At 37.7% G+C, this 18,322-nt stretch carries 16 protein-coding genes and 1 tRNA gene; 7 read left to right on the forward strand and 10 right to left on the reverse strand.

From position 1 onward, the window contains the following. The first annotated feature begins 103 nt into the window (after positions 1–103). On the forward strand, positions 104–1,636 hold the full coding sequence (locus ACM40_RS12130) for a M20/M25/M40 family metallo-hydrolase (RefSeq protein WP_048503060.1): 1,533 nt from the start codon (positions 104–106) through the stop codon (positions 1,634–1,636). Between the two features lie 305 nt (positions 1,637–1,941). Continuing rightward, entirely contained in the window at positions 1,942–2,640 is a 699-nt protein-coding gene (locus ACM40_RS12135; RefSeq protein WP_048503061.1) for a hypothetical protein, read from the forward strand. 134 nt (positions 2,641–2,774) lie between these two features. Here ACM40_RS12135 and ACM40_RS12140 read toward each other — a convergent pair whose 3' ends face one another. The 3 genes from ACM40_RS12140 to ACM40_RS12150 form a co-directional block, all read right to left on the reverse strand. Further along, positions 2,775–3,605 carry a DUF2490 domain-containing protein gene (locus tag ACM40_RS12140; protein ID WP_083996850.1) on the reverse strand — a complete coding sequence of 277 codons (831 nt, stop codon included), beginning with the start codon at positions 3,603–3,605 and terminating at the stop codon, positions 2,775–2,777. A gap of 171 nt (positions 3,606–3,776) precedes the next feature. Continuing rightward, positions 3,777–3,863: transfer RNA gene (locus ACM40_RS12145), tRNA-Ser, on the reverse strand. Positions 3,864–3,918: 55 nt separating this feature from the next. Beyond that, positions 3,919–4,935, reverse strand: a complete 1,017-nt coding sequence (locus tag ACM40_RS12150; protein WP_048503062.1) for an asparaginase — start codon at positions 4,933–4,935, stop codon at positions 3,919–3,921. 81 nt (positions 4,936–5,016) lie between these two features. On the opposite strand from ACM40_RS12150, the gene ACM40_RS12155 reads away from it, so the two are divergent. Both ACM40_RS12155 and ACM40_RS12160 read left to right on the forward strand, forming a co-directional pair. Further along, positions 5,017–5,688, forward strand: a complete 672-nt coding sequence (locus ACM40_RS12155; RefSeq protein ID WP_048503063.1) for a TrmH family RNA methyltransferase — start codon at positions 5,017–5,019, stop codon at positions 5,686–5,688. Beyond that, positions 5,685–6,326 (forward strand): XAC2610-related protein, encoded by a 642-nt coding sequence (locus ACM40_RS12160; RefSeq protein WP_048503064.1) that lies wholly within the window; start codon positions 5,685–5,687, stop codon positions 6,324–6,326. Before ACM40_RS12155 ends, ACM40_RS12160 begins: the two co-directional genes overlap by 4 nt. A gap of 33 nt (positions 6,327–6,359) precedes the next feature. Here ACM40_RS12160 and ACM40_RS12165 read toward each other — a convergent pair whose 3' ends face one another. The 3 genes from ACM40_RS12165 to tsaD are packed head-to-tail and all read right to left on the reverse strand — an operon-like array spanning position 6,360 to position 8,523. Continuing rightward, positions 6,360–7,061 (reverse strand): RsmE family RNA methyltransferase, encoded by a 702-nt coding sequence (locus ACM40_RS12165; RefSeq protein WP_048503065.1) that lies wholly within the window; start codon positions 7,059–7,061, stop codon positions 6,360–6,362. A gap of 44 nt (positions 7,062–7,105) precedes the next feature. Continuing rightward, entirely contained in the window at positions 7,106–7,510 is a 405-nt protein-coding gene (locus tag ACM40_RS12170) for a hypothetical protein (RefSeq protein ID WP_048503066.1), read from the reverse strand. Continuing rightward, positions 7,507–8,523: a tRNA (adenosine(37)-N6)-threonylcarbamoyltransferase complex transferase subunit TsaD gene (tsaD, locus tag ACM40_RS12175; RefSeq protein ID WP_048503067.1), complete on the reverse strand. Its 1,017-nt coding sequence runs from the start codon at positions 8,521–8,523 to the stop codon at positions 7,507–7,509. Before tsaD ends, ACM40_RS12170 begins: the two co-directional genes overlap by 4 nt. 4 nt (positions 8,524–8,527) lie before the next feature. On the opposite strand from tsaD, the gene ACM40_RS12180 reads away from it, so the two are divergent. The 3 genes from ACM40_RS12180 (at position 8,528) to ACM40_RS12190 (ending at position 14,371) form a co-directional block, all read left to right on the forward strand. Continuing rightward, a complete protein-coding gene (locus ACM40_RS12180) occupies positions 8,528–13,318 on the forward strand; it encodes a hypothetical protein (protein ID WP_048503068.1) in 4,791 nt (1,596 codons plus the stop codon). Between the two features lie 134 nt (positions 13,319–13,452). Then, positions 13,453–13,923, forward strand: coding sequence for an Lrp/AsnC family transcriptional regulator (locus tag ACM40_RS12185; protein WP_040996736.1), 471 nt, complete (start codon positions 13,453–13,455; stop codon positions 13,921–13,923). A gap of 70 nt (positions 13,924–13,993) precedes the next feature. Next, entirely contained in the window at positions 13,994–14,371 is a 378-nt protein-coding gene (locus tag ACM40_RS12190; RefSeq protein ID WP_048503069.1) for a hypothetical protein, read from the forward strand. Between the two features lie 28 nt (positions 14,372–14,399). Here ACM40_RS12190 and gwsS read toward each other — a convergent pair whose 3' ends face one another. From gwsS to ACM40_RS12215, 4 genes are all read right to left on the reverse strand, one after another. Beyond that, positions 14,400–15,449, reverse strand: coding sequence for a grasp-with-spasm system SPASM domain peptide maturase (gwsS, locus tag ACM40_RS12195; RefSeq protein WP_048503070.1), 1,050 nt, complete (start codon positions 15,447–15,449; stop codon positions 14,400–14,402). 175 nt (positions 15,450–15,624) lie between these two features. Beyond that, on the reverse strand, positions 15,625–16,530 hold the full coding sequence (gene gwsG, locus ACM40_RS12205; protein ID WP_228376175.1) for a grasp-with-spasm system ATP-grasp peptide maturase: 906 nt from the start codon (positions 16,528–16,530) through the stop codon (positions 15,625–15,627). Next, complete coding sequence (locus ACM40_RS12210) at positions 16,530–17,423, reverse strand: hypothetical protein (RefSeq protein ID WP_048503072.1); 894 nt, start codon at positions 17,421–17,423, stop codon at positions 16,530–16,532. Before ACM40_RS12210 ends, gwsG begins: the two co-directional genes overlap by 1 nt. A 52-nt stretch (positions 17,424–17,475) precedes the next feature. After that, a complete protein-coding gene (locus ACM40_RS12215; RefSeq protein ID WP_048503073.1) occupies positions 17,476–17,682 on the reverse strand; it encodes a grasp-with-spasm system A modified peptide in 207 nt (68 codons plus the stop codon). Positions 17,683–18,322 lie beyond the last annotated feature (640 nt).

Consider the following 18,322-nt stretch of genomic DNA (forward strand, 5'->3'; position numbering starts at 1 on the left):
CTGCTTTTTTATCTTGCCTGTGGGAAATACTTCGCTTTTAACATGGTTATAGCCCTTTTGTTTGGTATATTTGTTATACAATCACAACACAAAATTATTTACCATGAAAAAGTTCCTTTTAGCCGTTCTCGGTATTTTTGTCATTTTAGTTGCGGTATTGCTCATCAAAATGTATACTTATCCTTTTAAAAAGATTGCAGTACAAACGTCGGAAGGATGGAAGCCTGTAAAAAATGATTCTGCTGTAATGCACCTGTCAGGCGGCCTCAAGATTCCTACCGTTTCTACTGGAAGTCTGGGCGAATTCAATTATGCTCCCTTTGATCAGTTTAAAGAATACCTGAAAGCATCTTATCCATTGGTTTACCAGAATACCGAAAACAATGAAATCAATACCCATGCTTTGGTTTTCAGGCTTAAGGGAAGTAATCCCTCGTTACAGCCCATTCTTTTTCTTTCCCACATAGATGTTGTGCCTCCCGGAGAGGCCGATGTGATCAATAAAGAACTTAATATTTTCAAGCCTGATGATCAACCATTATCACCTGTTTCAAAAGTAGCGGAAGATTGGGATTTTGAACCTTTTTCAGGAAACGTGGCCAACGGAAGGATTTATGGCAGGGGAGCCATCGATATGAAAGGGATGCTTTTTTCCCTGATGGAATCAATGAATACAATGGTTAAGAATAAAAAAGTGCCGAAAAGGGATATTTATCTGGCTTTTGGTTTTGATGAAGAGGTGGGCGGACAGAAAGGAGCAATGCAGATTGCAGATTATTTTAAGAAAAAGGGACTTCAGTTCGATACGGTTTATGACGAAGGAGGTTTGATCATGCAGAAAGGAAATGTGGCAGGAATAGATTCCGATGTTGCTGTCGTGGGTTGTGCAGAAAAAGGATTTTTATCTGCAAAAATAAAGGTGAAAGGACTTGGTGGGCATTCCTCTATGCCTCCTATGGAAAGTGCAATAGGAAAAGCAGCAGTGATTATGCAAAGGTTTGAAGATGATCAGATGAAACCAGAAATAACTCCGCTTATCAAAGAATTTTTCAATAATATTGGCGGTGCAATGCCTTTTACCAGCAGACTGGCTATTTCGAATCAGTGGCTGCTGAAACCTCTTCTTCTGTCACAGCTCACTAAAAATAATACAACTAATGCTCTGGTACGTACAACAACGGCTCTGACAATGATGAAAGGAAGTGACGGAACCAACGTGCTTTCTCCCGAGGTCGAATTTGTAGTCAATTTCAGGCTTCTTCCCGGAAATACAGTGAAAGACGTTCATGATCATATTGCAAAAGCAACAGAAGGTTTCGATGTTGAGGTAGAAGAGATCGATAACACCAGGGAAGCTTCGGCCGTTTCATCTTCCAATACGAAAGGATTTAAATTAATAGAAGCTGGTGTGAAAGAGATTTACCCATCTGCTATTGTGACTCCATATCTTACATTGGGAGGTACTGATGCTTATAAATACCAGATCGTAAGCAAAAATATCTACAGGTTTATGCCGATCCGGATCAACAGTTCGGAACAGCAGAGCATCCACAGCACCAATGAGTATATCAGTATAGAAAATTACCTGAAAATGATTCATTATTTTGAATTTGTGATGATGAATTATGATAAATAGATGTGGGGTGCTAGTTTCGGGGTTAGAGTGTTGGAGAGTTTTAGAGAGTTGCGAGTTTTGTTGAAGGTTTGAGAGTAAGAGCGTAAGACGGTTACTGCTTATAAACAATGGATCCGGAAATGTTGAACAAAAATACAAATATTCGGTAGCTCAGGCTCCTGAAGCCACCATTACAAACATCTGAAATCTGAAATCTTGGCTCTGGGTTCTTGGTTCTCATCCTTAAAAACATTTTACAAAAAAAATAACACGTCAAGTTTTGTCGCATTACAGCAATAGCTTTGTCATATCAAAATTACAGAGCTATGGAATTGCCGTTTTACTTAACATTTAAAGAATTTGAAAGCCATTATTACGATACCCTTGAACAATGGTTTGAAGAATATCATAACGCCAGCGAAATTGATTATCTGAAGGCTCTTGCAGACCTTTACAGTCCTTATCTGTATTACAGCTTTGCGGGCGACAAGCTTTTGGCTGATGCTTCCATGGAGATTAAAGATTGCTTCTTGCCTTATCATGAAAAAATCGGAATTTCTTTCTGCACCAACTGTGAAAATGAAAAACATTTCAAGGCCAAAGGGATGAACCATATATTTGAGTGGAAAACCATCACCATGATGGAATACGCCCAGCATATCCTGGATAAAATCAACCGACACCTGTTAAAGAACAGCAGTTCCCCGGAAGAAAATAAAACAGTTCTGGATTATATCAACACGAGTGAAGTGGTTACTGCAAGGGAAGGAGCAGGATATTGTGTCAATTACAACAGGCATCAGGCTGCAGTTCCTTTTTTGAAGGCTTATCTTCCTTGCCACGGACAGACAGTGGATATTGCTGTGTACAGAGATTTTATTTTTTCTGTCGTGCAGATTGCAGAATATATAGACAGGAAACTGAAAGCCGTACGTGCTTTTGAATACACTGTTTATGCTAAATTAAAATCAGAAGCCAAATTCAAAGTACAGATGAGCCATCAGTTTTTGACGATCTGTAATTAAACTTTGCACCAAACATTCATATCTAAATTATATTGATGGAAGACTTTCAAAGGTTTTCCAAAAGCAAATCCCGGTAGAAACGCCGGGATTTTGTTAATGATGATTATCATTCATCCCTCACAATTTACCACTCATCATTTACCATCTTTAAAAGGCAAATTCCAGATAAGGCCTGCTGCCAGATAGTGTACACCGCCTTTCTTTACACTTCTGCTGCCTCTGATCAGATCATTGACATAGCCTATATCTACACTGAAAGGAGAGTGAGGAATACTGAACATATAATAAGCTCCAATACGCATTTCCCTGTATCCAAAAGGCGTCCATTTCTGTTCCGGTTCATTAAGATAGCTTGCAGAAAACAAACCTTCGGCACTTAAAGCTAACTTCTGATTGTTTTTCTTGGATAAATTATAGGTGAGCTGGCTTTTCACCCTTGTTCTTAACTGAAAATTTTCCTCCGTTTTACGGAAATCGGCATCAAAAAACTTACGGAATTCCTGGCGGACTGTATTTTTCAGTTTCCATCTTCTTCCTAAGCTAAAAGTATAAGCATACCTCCCGTAGATCCTGAATTCCTGCTCCGTAGCCTCTTTTTCATAAGGTGCGGAGCTTTCATACTTTGGCTGCCGGCGGTAGCTTACTGCATAACTGTATTGCTGATTGGGAGCAAAAGAATGATAAACTTCGTGATTCAAAACAATAATAGCCTGTTTTGAAACCGGATTGTAATTATCCGGACTGCTTTTCCGCCCCAAAGCAATATAACTTAAAGACTGCTTCTTTCCAAGAGAATCCAGCTGACGTTTAACTCCAAAAGCCGACCAGAAAGCCGTATTGGCATCCCCAAGACCCGGCGGACTGATCTGTGCGTATAATAAGTTGTTTGCTAAACCCAATAAAAATAGGCCGATAATAATTTTTTCTTTCATGTACATTATTGCGAATGTAATTTCTTTCTTCATTAAATAATTATTTAAAAACCATCAATGCTGTTGATAAACGGGACAAATTAATTATATGATTTAGGAATGTTTTAGGAACAGAAAGAAATGAGTGTAAAATCTTAAAGAATTATAACAAAACTAAAATAAAAAAAGCCTTAAACAATTAAGTTTAAGACTCTTATCTTCTTGCAGAGAGGAAGGGATTCGAACCCTCGATACAGTTACCCGTATACTACCTTTCCAGGGTAGCTCCTTCAACCACTCGGACACCTCTCTATTTGAGATTGCAAAAATAGGCTAATTTCTGGAATCTGCAAATTATTCTTTAAAATTACTCAGTTATTTCTCCACAAAGACTTTTGGTAAAGTTGTCTGCAAAGGTTCCTGAGTAGCTCGGATTGTCTATCAGGTGCATAGCTTTACTGATGGCACTTTCTGCCGTCATATCTTTACCACTGATCGCACCTATCCTTGAAAATATATTACTGTTTTCATACTTCCCGAAAGAGATACCTCCTGATATACACTGGCTTACCACTACGATTTCAGTTCCATTATTTCTGATCTCCTGAAGTGTTTCCTGCGTCTTTTCACTGCTGAAAATAGTTCCGGAACCGAAAACCTGGAGAATAAGAACCTTCATTTTAGGGATTTCTTTAAAATGGCTCAGGTGCATTCCCGGAAAAATTCTCCAGAAAAGAATATCTTCAGAAATATGTTCATCTACATGAAATTTTATTCCTGGATCGCACCGGTAAAGATTTTCCTTGATAATATTTAAGTGAACCCCGGACTGTCCCAGTATAGGGTAATTCGGGCTGGCATAGGCATCAAAATATTCGGCAGAATATTTCAGGGTTCTGTTTCCTCTTAATAATTTATACTCAAAATAAATGGCTACTTCCTGAATAACGGCCTCATCATTTTCATAAAGACTGGCATAATAAAGACTGGTCAGAAGATTTTCCTTCGCATCCGTTCTCAGATCACCGATCGGCAGCTGTGAACCTGTCATGATCACCGGTTTTCTCAAACCTTTCAGCATAAAGCTTAAAGCAGAAGCAGTATAAGACATGGTATCTGTTCCATGAAGAATCAGGAAACCGTCATATAGCTCGTAGTTTTTCAGAATATAGTTGGCGATCACCTTCCATTCCTCCGGTCCCATATCAGAAGAGTCCAGTGGTTTTGCGAAAGGATGCACGAATACTTCACATTCCATCAGTTTCATTTCGGGCATTTTTTCGAAAATATTTCCAAAATCAAATGCGCGGAGGCTTCCGGTTTCATAATCTTTTTCCATACCGATGGTTCCTCCGGTATAAATAAGCAGGACTTTTCGTTTCATGAATTACTTTTTAATAAGAAATTGAGCCTCATTCAGGTTCATACCTCAAAATTACGTTAATTTGCAAAGATTTGAAAATGAATGAAAGATTTAGCGCAAACTTTTGAGTATTTAAAACAGTTTTTAACAGAGGAAAGATTGGCAAAGATTGAACACTTCTCACCGGAGAGTTCGGATTTTGTGCTTCCTGTTGTAGAAGATATTTATCAGTTCAGGAACGCTGCTGCCATTGTACGTTCTGTGGAAGCCTGTGGTTTTCATAAGGTCGTGGCTTTGCAGGAAGAATATAGTTTTGAACCCAATCTTCGTGTTACAAAAGGGGCCGATACCTGGGTTGAGGTAGAAAAACTTCCCAGAAACATGGAGTCTTTTCAAAAAATTAAAGACAGAGGCTACAAAATAGTCGTTGTTTCATTAGAAAATAATGCGAAAATGCTGCCTGAATATGAAATTACCGAGCCGATTGCCTTGGTTTTCGGAACCGAAATGGAAGGGGTTTCCCAGGAAATTCTGGATTTTGCAGATGAAACACTGGCAATTCCGATGTATGGTTTTACAAGGAGCTTTAATGTATCCGTTGCTGCTTCCATCTGTATGTATGAATTAAAGCAAAAGCTGATAAAATCGGATATCGATTATAAGCTTGATGAGGAGAAACTATTGAGAATGAAGATCCGTTGGGCTGTAAATTCTATACGAAGCGGGCAACAGATTTTTGAAAAATATCTTAAAGATCACAACGTGTCCATATGAATAAAATGTTTCTTTTAATCCTGATCACTTTTTGCTGCTGCTCGAAAAAAGCGGATCTAAAGGAAGACCATCTGGTGAAAGAGACAGCTCCGGTACAACAGGTAGAAAATGTACAGACTGAAGATACGGCATCAGTTCCTTTTTCCCAATCTCTGAAAGGAAACGGATTTACCTATACACTTAAAGGCTTGGAAAGTCCTGATGGAGAAATCAGTTTTAAATCAATCAGTATACTTAATAAAAATAAGCTGTATCAGAAAATTAGGGTAGACACTATCTCAGTTCTGAATGAACGGGAAGTAATTTTTAATATTGATAATGATGCCAATTTTGACGGCTATAATGACATAGAACTGATCAATCAGGCAGGAAATTACACTTCGTCTTCAAGTTTCTGGTTGTATAATCAAAAAAGCAGGAAATATAATCATTACAAACCTTTGGATACTATCCAGAACATTGGGTTCGATCGGAAAAGAAAAGAAATCACTTCATCCTATCATATTGGTCCTGTTAATACCTACAGCAAAACCTATCAGTGGGAAAAGGGTAAACTTTTAATGATGAGTGCCCATATTATTGAGGAAGGTGACGAGATTAATATATACCGGAAAAATGGAAAAATCATTGTAGAATAATCCTGATCTGGCTTCCATCTTCTGACCTTTTATCTATCCTTTCATCATCTTAAAATAATTCCACGCGGCTACAAAAACCCCTGCTGTTTCTGTTCTCAGTCTTTGGTCGCCAAGTGAAACCGCTTTGATTTTATTGTCGGATAAAAACAGGATCTCCTTTTCCGAAAAATCTCCTTCCGGACCAATTAAAAAAGTGGTCTGTTCCATTGAAGGAATAGCATTCAGATCAATCCTTTCAAGATTTTCATGGCAATGGGCTACAAAAGCATGTTCCGCATCAATATTTTTTAAAAAATCAGTAAGCTTTACTGCATCATTGATGATAGGGAAATGAAACCTTAGGCTCTGTTTAGAAGCAGCAATAGCCTGTTTTCTTATTTTATCAATATTGATATTTTTGCGTTCGGTTTTTTCAGTAATAATAATGCTGATCTCTGATATACCCATTTCCACAGCCTTTTCCACGAAAAACTCAATTCTGTCTATATTTTTTGTAGGTGCAATGGCGATATGAAGTTTAGGATTAAAATCCGGAGCATTTCTTTTAATTTCAGAAACTTTCAGGCCGGCTTTTTTTCCTTCAATAATTAATGTTCCGGAAGCAAGATTTCCTTTACCGTCTGTTACATGAATTTCCTCGCCATCTTTCATTCGCAGAACCTTTACCATGTGCTGCTGTTCGTCATCATTGATCGTTACCTGATTTCCTTCAATTTCTCCGTAAAAAAGTTTCATATTTAAATATTTAGAATCTGCCTGAATTTATTGATAAATGAGTATTAAAAGTAAGTTTCATTCTCGCTTAAAAATGCCACACCAGTTTTTATCGTGGTATAAATATCGCCTTCACAATCTCTGTATGAACAAGTATAAATTTCTTCAATCCACTTGTCATTCAAGAAAATTAAATTCAGATATTCGTTTTTTCTTAAATTATTTTTGATAGATAGATAATCTCCTTCTTTCGGTTCATACTCAAAACTAAAAACGTTCTCTGAGTTTATTTTCTCAATAATTTCTTCTTTAATATTCTGAACATATCCTATTTCTGAACTTGCAGGAAAATAATCGGTGGAATGCTCTGAAACTTCATTTTTACCCGTCACTGTTTCTAATATCCAGTAATATTTTGAGTTCTTTTTAGAATGTTTGCCTAATATTTTTTCTTCTAACAATATTTTCATAAATCGTATTTCGCCGTAGCAGTTGTTCTCAGATCTGTAAATTCGCCTCTTTCAAACTTCAACTGAGCCACCATTGCAATCATAGCAGCATTATCTGTAGTATATTCAAATTTAGGAATATAGATGTTCCAGCCTAGCTTTTCATGATTGTCCTGCATTACTTTTCTCAAAGCAGAATTGGCAGAAACTCCACCGGCAATAGCGACTTCTTTTATATTTAATTCTAAGGCCGCTTTTTCAAGTTTGGTCATTAAAATTTCAATGATAGCTTTCTGAACAGAAGCGCAGAGATCGTTTAGGTTTTCTTTGATAAAATCAGGATTCTTTTTAACCTCTTTCTGAATAAAATAAAGAACAGAAGTTTTGATACCGCTGAAAGAATAGTCGTAATTCTCCATTTTAGGCTTATTGAACTTAAAAGCATCAGGGTTTCCTTCCTTAGCCAGCCGGTCTATAATAGGTCCGGCAGGGTAGTCCAGGTCGAATACCTTCCCGATTTTGTCAAAAGCTTCTCCTGCTGCATCATCAATTGTTTTCCCGATGATTTCCATGTCAAAATAATCTTTCACCAATACGATCATGGTGTGCCCTCCGCTCACCGTAAGACACAGAAAAGGGAATTTTGGCGGCATAGGATTTGCATCGTCAATGAAATGGGCTAAAATGTGGGCCTGGAGATGGTTCACCTCAATTAGCGGAACATTTAAACTCATTGCCAGAGACTTAGCAAATGACGTTCCTACAAGCAGGGATCCTAAAAGTCCGGGACCACGTGTAAATCCTATAGCTGAAATAGCATTTTGTTGTATATTTGCTTTAGTAAGAGATTTTTCAACAACGGGGATTATATTTTGCTGATGCGCGCGCGATGCCAGTTCCGGAACCACACCGCCATATTCTTTGTGAATAGCCTGGTTCGCAGCAATGTTAGACAGAATACAGTTTCCCTTGATGATAGCTGCTGAGGTGTCGTCGCAGGACGATTCAATACCTAAAATTATAGAGTCGCTCATAATAATGGCAAAGTTAGAGAATAATAACGAGAATGAGAATAAAAAATCAGTAGCTGAGAACCTTGGTGATCAGGTACAGAAGACTGTTGAAGATGTAGAAGGTGCTGTAAAGGAGACAGTTAAGGAAGCATCTGAACTCGCTTCAGATGCCATTCATCATCCCGTGGAAACTGCTGAAGAATTTGGAAAGCAGGCTGTAAAAGATGTTACCAGCTATTCCTGGTGGGCACGGCTTCTCCTGATCCTTTTCTGGCTGGGAGTTATTCTTGTTGGAGGAGTACTGATTGCCATTAATCTTCCGGCAACCAAGCAATGGGCGGCAGATCAGGCACTTCAGATCGTTAATAAAGACTTTAAATCCGGAATGACTACCGAAAGCGTAGAAGTAGATTATTTTGGAGACGTAACTATAAAAGGATTAAAAATTAAGGATTATAAAGGCCTTGATTTTATCACAGCTAAAGAGTTTCGTGCCAATTCAGACTGGATGTCTCTTGCCTACAATGCCATTTCGGGGAACAGCAATTCTCTGAGCTTTAATTCTCTTACGCTTGTTAATGCCGATATAAAAGTAATTACCTACAAGGGCGACAGTATTTCCAATTTTATCAGATTTACACAGCTTTTCGATAATGGTAAGAAAAGAGACCCAAATAAGCCGCCTTTCCAACTGGATTCCCGTGTACAGATTATTGATTCGAAGGTTTCCATTGTCAGCCAGAACTCTCCTGGAGAACCAGGCAAATGGCTTACTGCAACAAATTTCAATTTAAAAGCACCTAATGTAAAGGTGAACGGAGCTAATGTTTCGGCACTGATCAACAATATGTCGTTCGTCACTAGCAGATGGGGGAAATCTCACTTGGTAGATACTTTTTCTACAGAACTTTCCTTAACCCATGAATTTCTGTCTTTAAAAGACCTCACTTTAAATACAGACCATTCACTGCTTCAGGGAAATATAAAATTTAATCTTCATGACGGCTCATGGTCGGATTTTGCAGATCGTGTACGCTGGGATATGGAGATTCAGCAGGGAAGCCAGCTGAGTGGATACGATATCAGCTACTTTGTGACGAACTGGGACAATTTTAAACCATTCAATCTGGCCGGGAAAATGACCGGTCCGCTGAATAAATTCCATTTGGAAAACTTCCTCATCAGAAATCCGGACGTTAATATTGCGACCAGAACAATGAAGGTGGACAGGCTGCTGAAAGGAAATTTCGCGATTGAAACCAATGACCTTTCCACTGATTTTACCTACAAAGATCTTAAAGCAATGATGCCTTCATTTATATCTAAAAAGATGAAGAACTTTGCCGATGATTTTGGCAAGCTGAAATACAACGGAGCCGCAAGGGTGACGCCTGAGCAGGTATACGTTTCAAATGGAAATCTGATGACAGGAATAGGACAGGCGAAGATCTCCAAGCTTTCTCTTACTGCATACAGCACGGCAATGCCTAAATATTCAGGATATCTGGAGGTAAAAGATCTGAACACCTCTGTGATCACTAAAAATAAAACTGTTGGTCTGATCTCCGGTAAATTTAATCTTAACGGGCAGAGCTTCGATGTTAATACCATGCGCCTGACTACCAAATCCCAGATCAGCAGCATAGAAATAATGGATAAAGTGATTAATAACCTCTATCTTGACGGGTTATTGGATCATAAAAAATATAACGGACTCATCACCGTTAATGATGAACAGGCAAAGGCGACTATCAAAGGACTTATTGACTTCAGTACTTCAAGGGTCAATATGAATGTGAATGCTGATGTCAGCTCCCTGAACCTGAATTATTTTACCAATAAACCGGGAAGTCAGATTGTAAGCGGGCAGGTAGAAGGGAAAATGTCTATGTCTAATATCAATGATTTGACCCTGGATGTAGATGCCAACAATCTTCATTTTGCTACAGCTACCCAGCAATATATAATCCCTAATGCGAAGCTGAAAACTTTTATTGAAGCAGGAGGACGTGTTATAGATGTTGATGCACCAGGTGCAGCAAGCGGTAAGATATCCGGAAGATACAACCTTGCTGATCTTGCAGGGATGGTTGAGAACGGAATCGGAAGAATCCTGGTAGGTCCTCCGCCAAGGAAATTATACAGAGGACAGAATTTTAAAATGAACTTTGATGTTCAGCAGGGCGTTGTGAATTATTTCCTGCCCGACCTCAAGCTTCCGCAGGGCGCTGTGATAGAAGGAGAATATAATGGGGATTCCAATGACCTGATTCTGAATCTGGATGCCAATTCCCTGAAATATATCATGACGAAGAAAGAGGAAATTACAGATGCCGATAAAGCTCTCGCAGCAGCCAATCCTGATTATAAAATCAATGACAGGAATAATGTTTCCAGAGACAGTGCGATGATCGACAGTGTTATGGTAAGGATCAATACGGCCAATCTTAATGAACAGCTGTATGCAAGAATCAGCAAACTTCAATACAATAACAATATCATCAAAGATTTCGAGCTGAAAGGGAAAAACGAAAACAATACAGCCCTTCATCTGGCTACAACCTTTAAACACGGAAGCCCGGACGATGATCTGAATGACAATCTTAAAGCATATGCCATTAATGTCGATCAGTCTACCAATGCTGCCGGGGATTATGTTTTCAGATTTGAACCTACAGAAGTTAAATTCAATGAAGTGACCTGGGCTATAGATACAAGCCCGGAACTTGATCATTCCATTACTTACAGGAAAAATACGGGTGACTTTGATATCCGGAACCTTCGGATATATTCAGATAAAAGTGCCTTATTTATCAAAGAGGCACAATTTAAATCAGCTAAGGATTTTTATTTAGACGCGGATGTTGAAGAATTTGCCATTGAAAAGCTTCTTGAAATGCAATCCGGAGGAAATCCTATGGGGATAAAAGGCCTTGCAAACGGAAGTGTAAAGATCAAAATGGATAAGAGTACACTGCAGCCGCTTGTAGATCTTACCGTAGATGATATTGTGATGAACGGAAACCAGATGGGTAACGTTACTATTTCTGCAACCAACGGTTTCTCTCTGAATGTATATGATGTTGATGTAAAAGTTGCTTCGGCAGGAGTTCTTGGAAACAATAACCTGCATCTGACGGGTACTGTAAATAATAATACAGCTTCTCCTACTATTGATCTGACTGCGGAAATGCGTGATTTCGATCTTGCTTTTACCCAGCAGTTTGTACAGGCTGTGTTCGGAAACATCCGTGGAAAAGCGACCGGCGATCTGAAGATTAACGGGAAATTAAGCGATCTTGACTACAGCGGTGATATTGCTTTGAAAGGTTTCGGTCTTAAACTTCTGTTTACCGGTGTGGATTATTCATTTGATGATACAGTGGTTCCGCTTTCCCGCGGACTTGCGCTTCTTAACAATATTGAGGTTCACGACGGTAGATCGAACTCTAAAGGAACCATTTCCGGGGCAATCCAGTTTGAGAAGATCTCATCGATGGGGGTCAACCTGATCATGCGGGCAGATAATCTCCTGATGCTTAACACGACTCAGAAGGATTATGATCTGTTCTGGGGAAGAGTTTACGGACAGGGAGATCTCTATGTAGACGGACCGGTTTCAGGACTGAGCATCACTACACCAAATATGAAAGCTTTGAACGGAAGTAATTTTACTTTCAACTCCAGCTCAACTTCCAATGTAGAAGAATTTAAAATGCTGAGGTTCCTGAAAGAAGGAAAAGACGGGCTTATTACCTTGGAAGAGAAGAAAAAAACGGGAGCCAATATGCATATTGATTTCAGTCTTGATGTAGATAAAGGAACTACCGTGAATGTCCTTGTAGGAGATGACGTAGGAAATATTACAGTAAAAGGAACTGCCGACAGGCTGAGGTTCCAGATGGGAAGACAGGGAGCAATTGCTATGAACGGAACCTATAAAGTAGATAACGGAACATTTGTTTCCAAAGCCATTCTTAACAAAACGTTCCAGATTGAAAAGAACAGCAGCATCAGATGGGATGGGGATGCCATGAAGCCGGCACTGGATATTACGGCTAATTATGTAAGAATGGTATCCAACGCAGGGGAATATCTTAGCATGGGGAAATTGCAGCCTATCAGTGTACTCCTGCAGGCCAATATTACCCAGACACTGGTAAATCCTAAGATAGACCTTAATGTAACAGCCCTTGATGTTTCCAGCCAGGTAAAAGAAACATTAGCCGCCAAAATGAGCCAGGAAGGCGAAAAAGTCCTTCAGTTTGGTTCTATCCTGCTGCTGAATACCTTTAACGTATCCAATAGTGGAGGGGTAGATTTTGATGTGGCAGGAGTAGCGGAATCTTCCGGATACAATATGCTTCTGAAGCAGCTGGGATCTGTGCTGAACACAATGAGCAACGAATTCCAGATCGATTTGAATTACGTAAAAGGTGACCAGAACTCCAATACGGGAGACAGAGCTAATGCAGGTGTGAGTGTAGCCGTATCACCAAGGATCAATATAAAAACCGGATTGGGTATTCCTTTAAACAAAACCGAGGGCACGCAGGCAAATTATCTCTCGGGAGAAGGATCTATTGAGTATGACATCTCTAAAAAGAACGACGGAAGTCTGGTTTTAAGAGGATATTCCAAACCTACCAATATTGGAATGGTGAGTACGAATGGTTCTGCAAATCAAGCTTATGGTGGGGGAGTAGTATGGAGTAAAAGCTTTAATTCCCTATTTAAAAAGAAGAAAAAAGATAAAAAGCAGCCTGAAGCCAAGGCGGAAATAAAAACAGATTCTACAAAATCAACTGGTAAATAATCGTAATATTTTAATGATTTTTATCATCCGTGTTAATTATTGTTAATATTTGATATAATTTTTTTAGTTAAATTATTTTTTATAAATTTGCAACAAATACATAGATTTTTTAAGAAAATTGTAATTTAACTAATATGAACTATCAACTGGACGAAATAGACAAGAAAATTCTTGATTTCTTAGTCGAAAACACAAGAATGCCTTTTACTGAAATTGCAAAGCAGATGGATGTTTCTGCTGGAACAATTCACGTAAGAGTGAAAAAAATGGAGGATGCAGGTATTATTTTGGGATCATCTCTTAATATCGATTATGGTAAGCTGGACTATCACTTTACAGCTTTCATTGGAATCCTTTTGACAAAATCCAACCGTACTCAGGAAGTGCTTAAAGAGCTATCTACACTTCCAAACGTAATCGAAGCAAGCGTTATTTCCGGGAAATATAATATTTTCTGTAAAGTAAGAGCGAAGAATACGGATGATGCGAAGAGAATTATTTATCAGATAGACGATATTCAAGATGTAATGAGAACCGAAAGTATGATCTCTATGGAAGAGTACTTGAGCGACAAAAACAGATTGATCAACGCTATTTCTATATAATTCAAATTTTAAACGAAGATTATATTAAAGAACTTATGAATTTACTCATAAGTTCTTTATTTTTGCACCTATGGAAGAATACAGTTATTTTGACGAGGATCCAAAGAAGGGATGGGGCTTTATTTTAGCATTTGCATCACTGATGCTTTTCACCATTATGGGGCTGGGAATTGATATTGATGAATATCTTCAGCATGAATTTCTACAGATCCCGAGGTGGTATTTCTTCGTTATTTTTTCCATTGATGCCCTGATGATCATCGGGCTGGTCCTGATGTTTTTCTACAGAAAAATAGGAATCTTTATGTTTCCGGCATTACTCGTTCTGCATTTCTTTATGCACAATTATTATCTGTCTACATTCCTGTATACTGATGTAACGAATCTTTTCCTGTTTACAGGTTTTGGGATGCTGGCCATTATTCCGAAATGGAAGTTTTTCAGGTAAATCTTCTAGAATTATTTCTTATAAAGGCTTAGTGCTTTTGTTTTAAAGGATGGTTACTTCCTGCTTCCCATTTTCCGGAGTACGGATCATAACCACACTTCAACGGTTTGGAAATATCCAGTCCCTCACTGTTTTTATGGCTGCTTTCTGTAAAAGCCCGGCAGTCTGTGCAGATATATCTGAACTCACAGTCGCGGCAGGCTTCTACTTTATCCTTGGTGAGATTCCAGTATTTTCTGAATCCAGGTTTTGCCATGGCATTTTCAAGGCTTTCATAATTGATATTGCCAAAACTCTCAGCCATTAAAGGACAGTTTTTGATATTGCCGTTTACATCTATCCCTATTTTTTTGTGCAGGCAGGAATTATGATGGAGAGCTTCTGAAACTTTCTGGGAATTGGTATTGAAATACTTTAGATTTACTTTTCCGCAGGACGAAATTTTCAGATCTTCAGAACTGAACTGCACATGAAATCTGAAAATATCCCTGGATTTAAAAGGAGCTTTGGCACAGCCATAAAATACCAGTCCGTAAATTCTCTTTGCAGTTTGATTAAGATAATGAATAAAGTTTTCATCTACCGCATCGTGGTAAGGCGAAAATATTTCAATACCGTTTAAAACAGAGCCTGCAAATTGTAATTCAATCTCCTGAAAACCACTAAGGGAAAGTTTTTCATGGGAGTAAATAACAAGATGTTTTACCCCAAGATTTTCCACAGACTGTTTTATAGTTCCTAAAACCGAAAGATTATTAATCTCAATGAAAATATTAGAAATTTTATTTGGTTCATTATATTCATTGGAGATTGACGGGAAATTCCTGTCCCAGTCTCCTTCTGAGATAAAACCATATTCTTTTTCGAGCAGCAGTTCAATATATTCATAGATGAATTTCCGGGATTCTGCATTGTAATTTTCCAGGATATTTTCAATGGATTTTTGGCTCAATTCTTCTATAACATCATAAAATTCTAAAGAATATAATTCTGAAACATTCCTCTGAAGATCGGAGATCAGGATGCGGCTGGCTCCTTTGGTAACCATGATATTGCTGAACAGATTAAAATAAGTCATAGGAGTTTTGTAAGCTGTTTTAACGGTTTTTCCCTCACATGATATTCAGTCTGGTATTTTTCGGAGGGTACAAAATATACCATGCTGCTATGGATTTTACTTACGTTTTTTGTTTTAAAGATTTCAATGTATTTAAATGTAAGTGGAAGTTTGTTTTTTTCGTTATACAGTTTTTTCATAGATATTCAGCGATCTTTTGTTCAAGTGAATAATTGCATGTATGGGACATTCCCAGAAATTGCCCGATCGGGTTGATTTCCAGGAAATAATATTGGTCTCCTTTCTTTATAAAATCAAGTGATCCGCAGTTCAGGTCAAAACATTCCATTAGTTGATGTATTTTTTCCTCAAGATGGTATGGAAGGGTATATGGGACGTTTCGGTTAGGATTCGTTTTATTGTATTTTCTGAAATCTATTTTGGTTTGTTCATCCTTCTGGGAAAATATAGCCATCGACCAGCATTGGCCGTTTAAGTAAAAAGTCCTTATCTCGAAATCCTTTTCAATCTTTTTCTGGAAGAAGGTAATGAAGAAATCTCCTTCTTCATGTTCATCAACCACCGATGTATACATAAAACCGCCTGAGTTTTTCCTGATCTCTTCCAGCATTACATTTCCGTTGATGGTTTTTATAACAGTATTTCCGAGGTCTACATCATGGGTATTTTCTGCCAGATAATATTCAGGAACATCAAACCCGAGTTCTTTTGCTTTGTCAAGCACCAGAAGTTTATTAATATGGGCATTACTTTCCTTGTTGATATGCCTTTTGGACGCAAGTGTTTTTCTTACATAGTCTTCAAGCCAGTGCTGGGTTTCATTCATGTTCTGGTTAATGGCGGTGTGGTTGTATTTTAGGCGTTTAAAAGTTAACCCGCCTCTTCTGAACCAGACACTTTTTATTTCATCAAGAAAAAAAATACTGCGGGAGCTTTGCAGTAAAATTCTTTTTTGTTGGACCTTTATTTCAAACACTTCATCTTCATGCACACGGATGAATTTCTTTCCCATTGAGATCAGCTCTTTTATCACTTCTGTGGTCGTAATTTCATTATTTTGAGAGATAATCAGTATCATCATTAATGGTTATTTATTTTTCTCTGAAAGTCTTTTGTCATCTTTGAAGACAGTTTTAATGAAGGAAAGCCTACCGCTCTCCGGTTGTGGTCTATCCTTGCAGAATCTGTAGCATTAAAATTCACATCATAATGTGAGAATATGCCGTAAACAGGCTCCAGATTATGAATGTACTGGTATTTGTCAACCATTTCTATATAATCTCTTGGTGTACATTCACCGGATTTTATATATTCCATTAACTTTGTCTTGAAGTACTCATAATGTACCGTTCCCGCCATATGATTAAGAAGGGTTCCCATAGGCATGAATTGTTCGTTATTTCCATTTAGCCCTATTTTTTGTTTTGAGGGAAAACCATATTTTTTGAACGTCCAGATCAGTAACTCTGCATTTTTCCTGTCATTAATGACGACTTCCGGACCTACGCGTTTGTTTTGCTGGTCTCGTTCAAAAGCAATACTGAAAGAATCTATCAATGTTTTATTTAAGCTTCTTTTCCATTGAAGGACTTTTTGCTCAACAGTAATGCTATCAATTCCATATTTTTTGTAGAGCTGGAAAAAATCCCGGTCCTCTCTTTTGTATTTCCAGTTAGGGGCCGATTGTGCTATGAGCTTATCCAGACTTTTTATGCCTCCAAATTTTTTATGGAAGCGTTCTGCGTACCTGATGTAGGTTTCGTATTCTTCCAGCCTTTCATTCTGTACAGGAGGATATTTCCTGAACAGCTTTCTGTACTGCCTGATGGTGGCTAAGGTATCTTTATCGATTCTATGGGCGCTGTCAATGGCATATACTCTATGATAATAGTCAATATAGTTCAACTCTTTACTTTTGCATGAAAAGAGAAATAAAATAATCAGTAGGGTAAAAAATAGTTTTCTATCATTCATCGACATAGAATTTATTATAAAAACAGAGGGGGAAAATTCCCCCTCTCTCATATTAGTCAACAGTTATTGTTGCTACCAAAACCCCGTCATTGTACATCTGCGTATCACCAGTATTTCCTGCATTACCATTAGGAGCTGTTTCTGCTGTAGTTCTAGTATTAGATTCAGCTAATCTTCCTCCAACAATATTAGCCGGATTATTCATCTTTTTGTTTTCTAATGAAGAAAAGTCTTTCTTCATTCCTTGAAGCTTTTTCATAATTTGATTACTTTTTTGTTTAAAAATCTTTGTTGTCATATAAACCCTGACATGGGTTTGCTTGATTCTTTATTCTATCCCATACTGTACACTTATAAGTAGAATATCGAAACTTAATCAACGTTGATGGTTTCAAAACTATAAATAATTACATCACTTTGAAGTGATAAAATATGCGATTATTTTGAAACTTTTTTTGGCTTTTGTATCGGTTTGTACAGGAAAATGAAGGTTTAATTTAAACAAGATCAGTTTAGAAAGTGTAGAAAAATATTCCTTCGTATAAAGTAAAATATCAACTAAAAATGCAATACAATATAAAATTTCTATTGTACAACAAGATTTAACTCAAAATTCAAGGCAGCTGAAAGTATCGATTATATCTTTATTTCCTGGTTATTTTGTAATATGTATGAAATTTTAAATTACAATGCAAAAAATGTAATAAAGGAAAAAAATGTACAAATCACTAAAACTCCATTCACCTTAAAAAGTAGAGTTTAGATAATTTTTTCAAAAAAAAAGAAAATATCAGAAGTTTTAAATCTGGGGTTCTATAAAAATGGTTTCAAGTAGTACTGCGAAAATTCCCCTCCTCCGGAGGGGTGGCAAATCGAAGATTTGACAGGGTGGTAAAAAA

Origin of the sequence: Chryseobacterium sp. BLS98 (assembly GCF_001045445.1) — a bacterium.
In the GTDB taxonomy this organism is placed as follows: domain Bacteria; phylum Bacteroidota; class Bacteroidia; order Flavobacteriales; family Weeksellaceae; genus Chryseobacterium.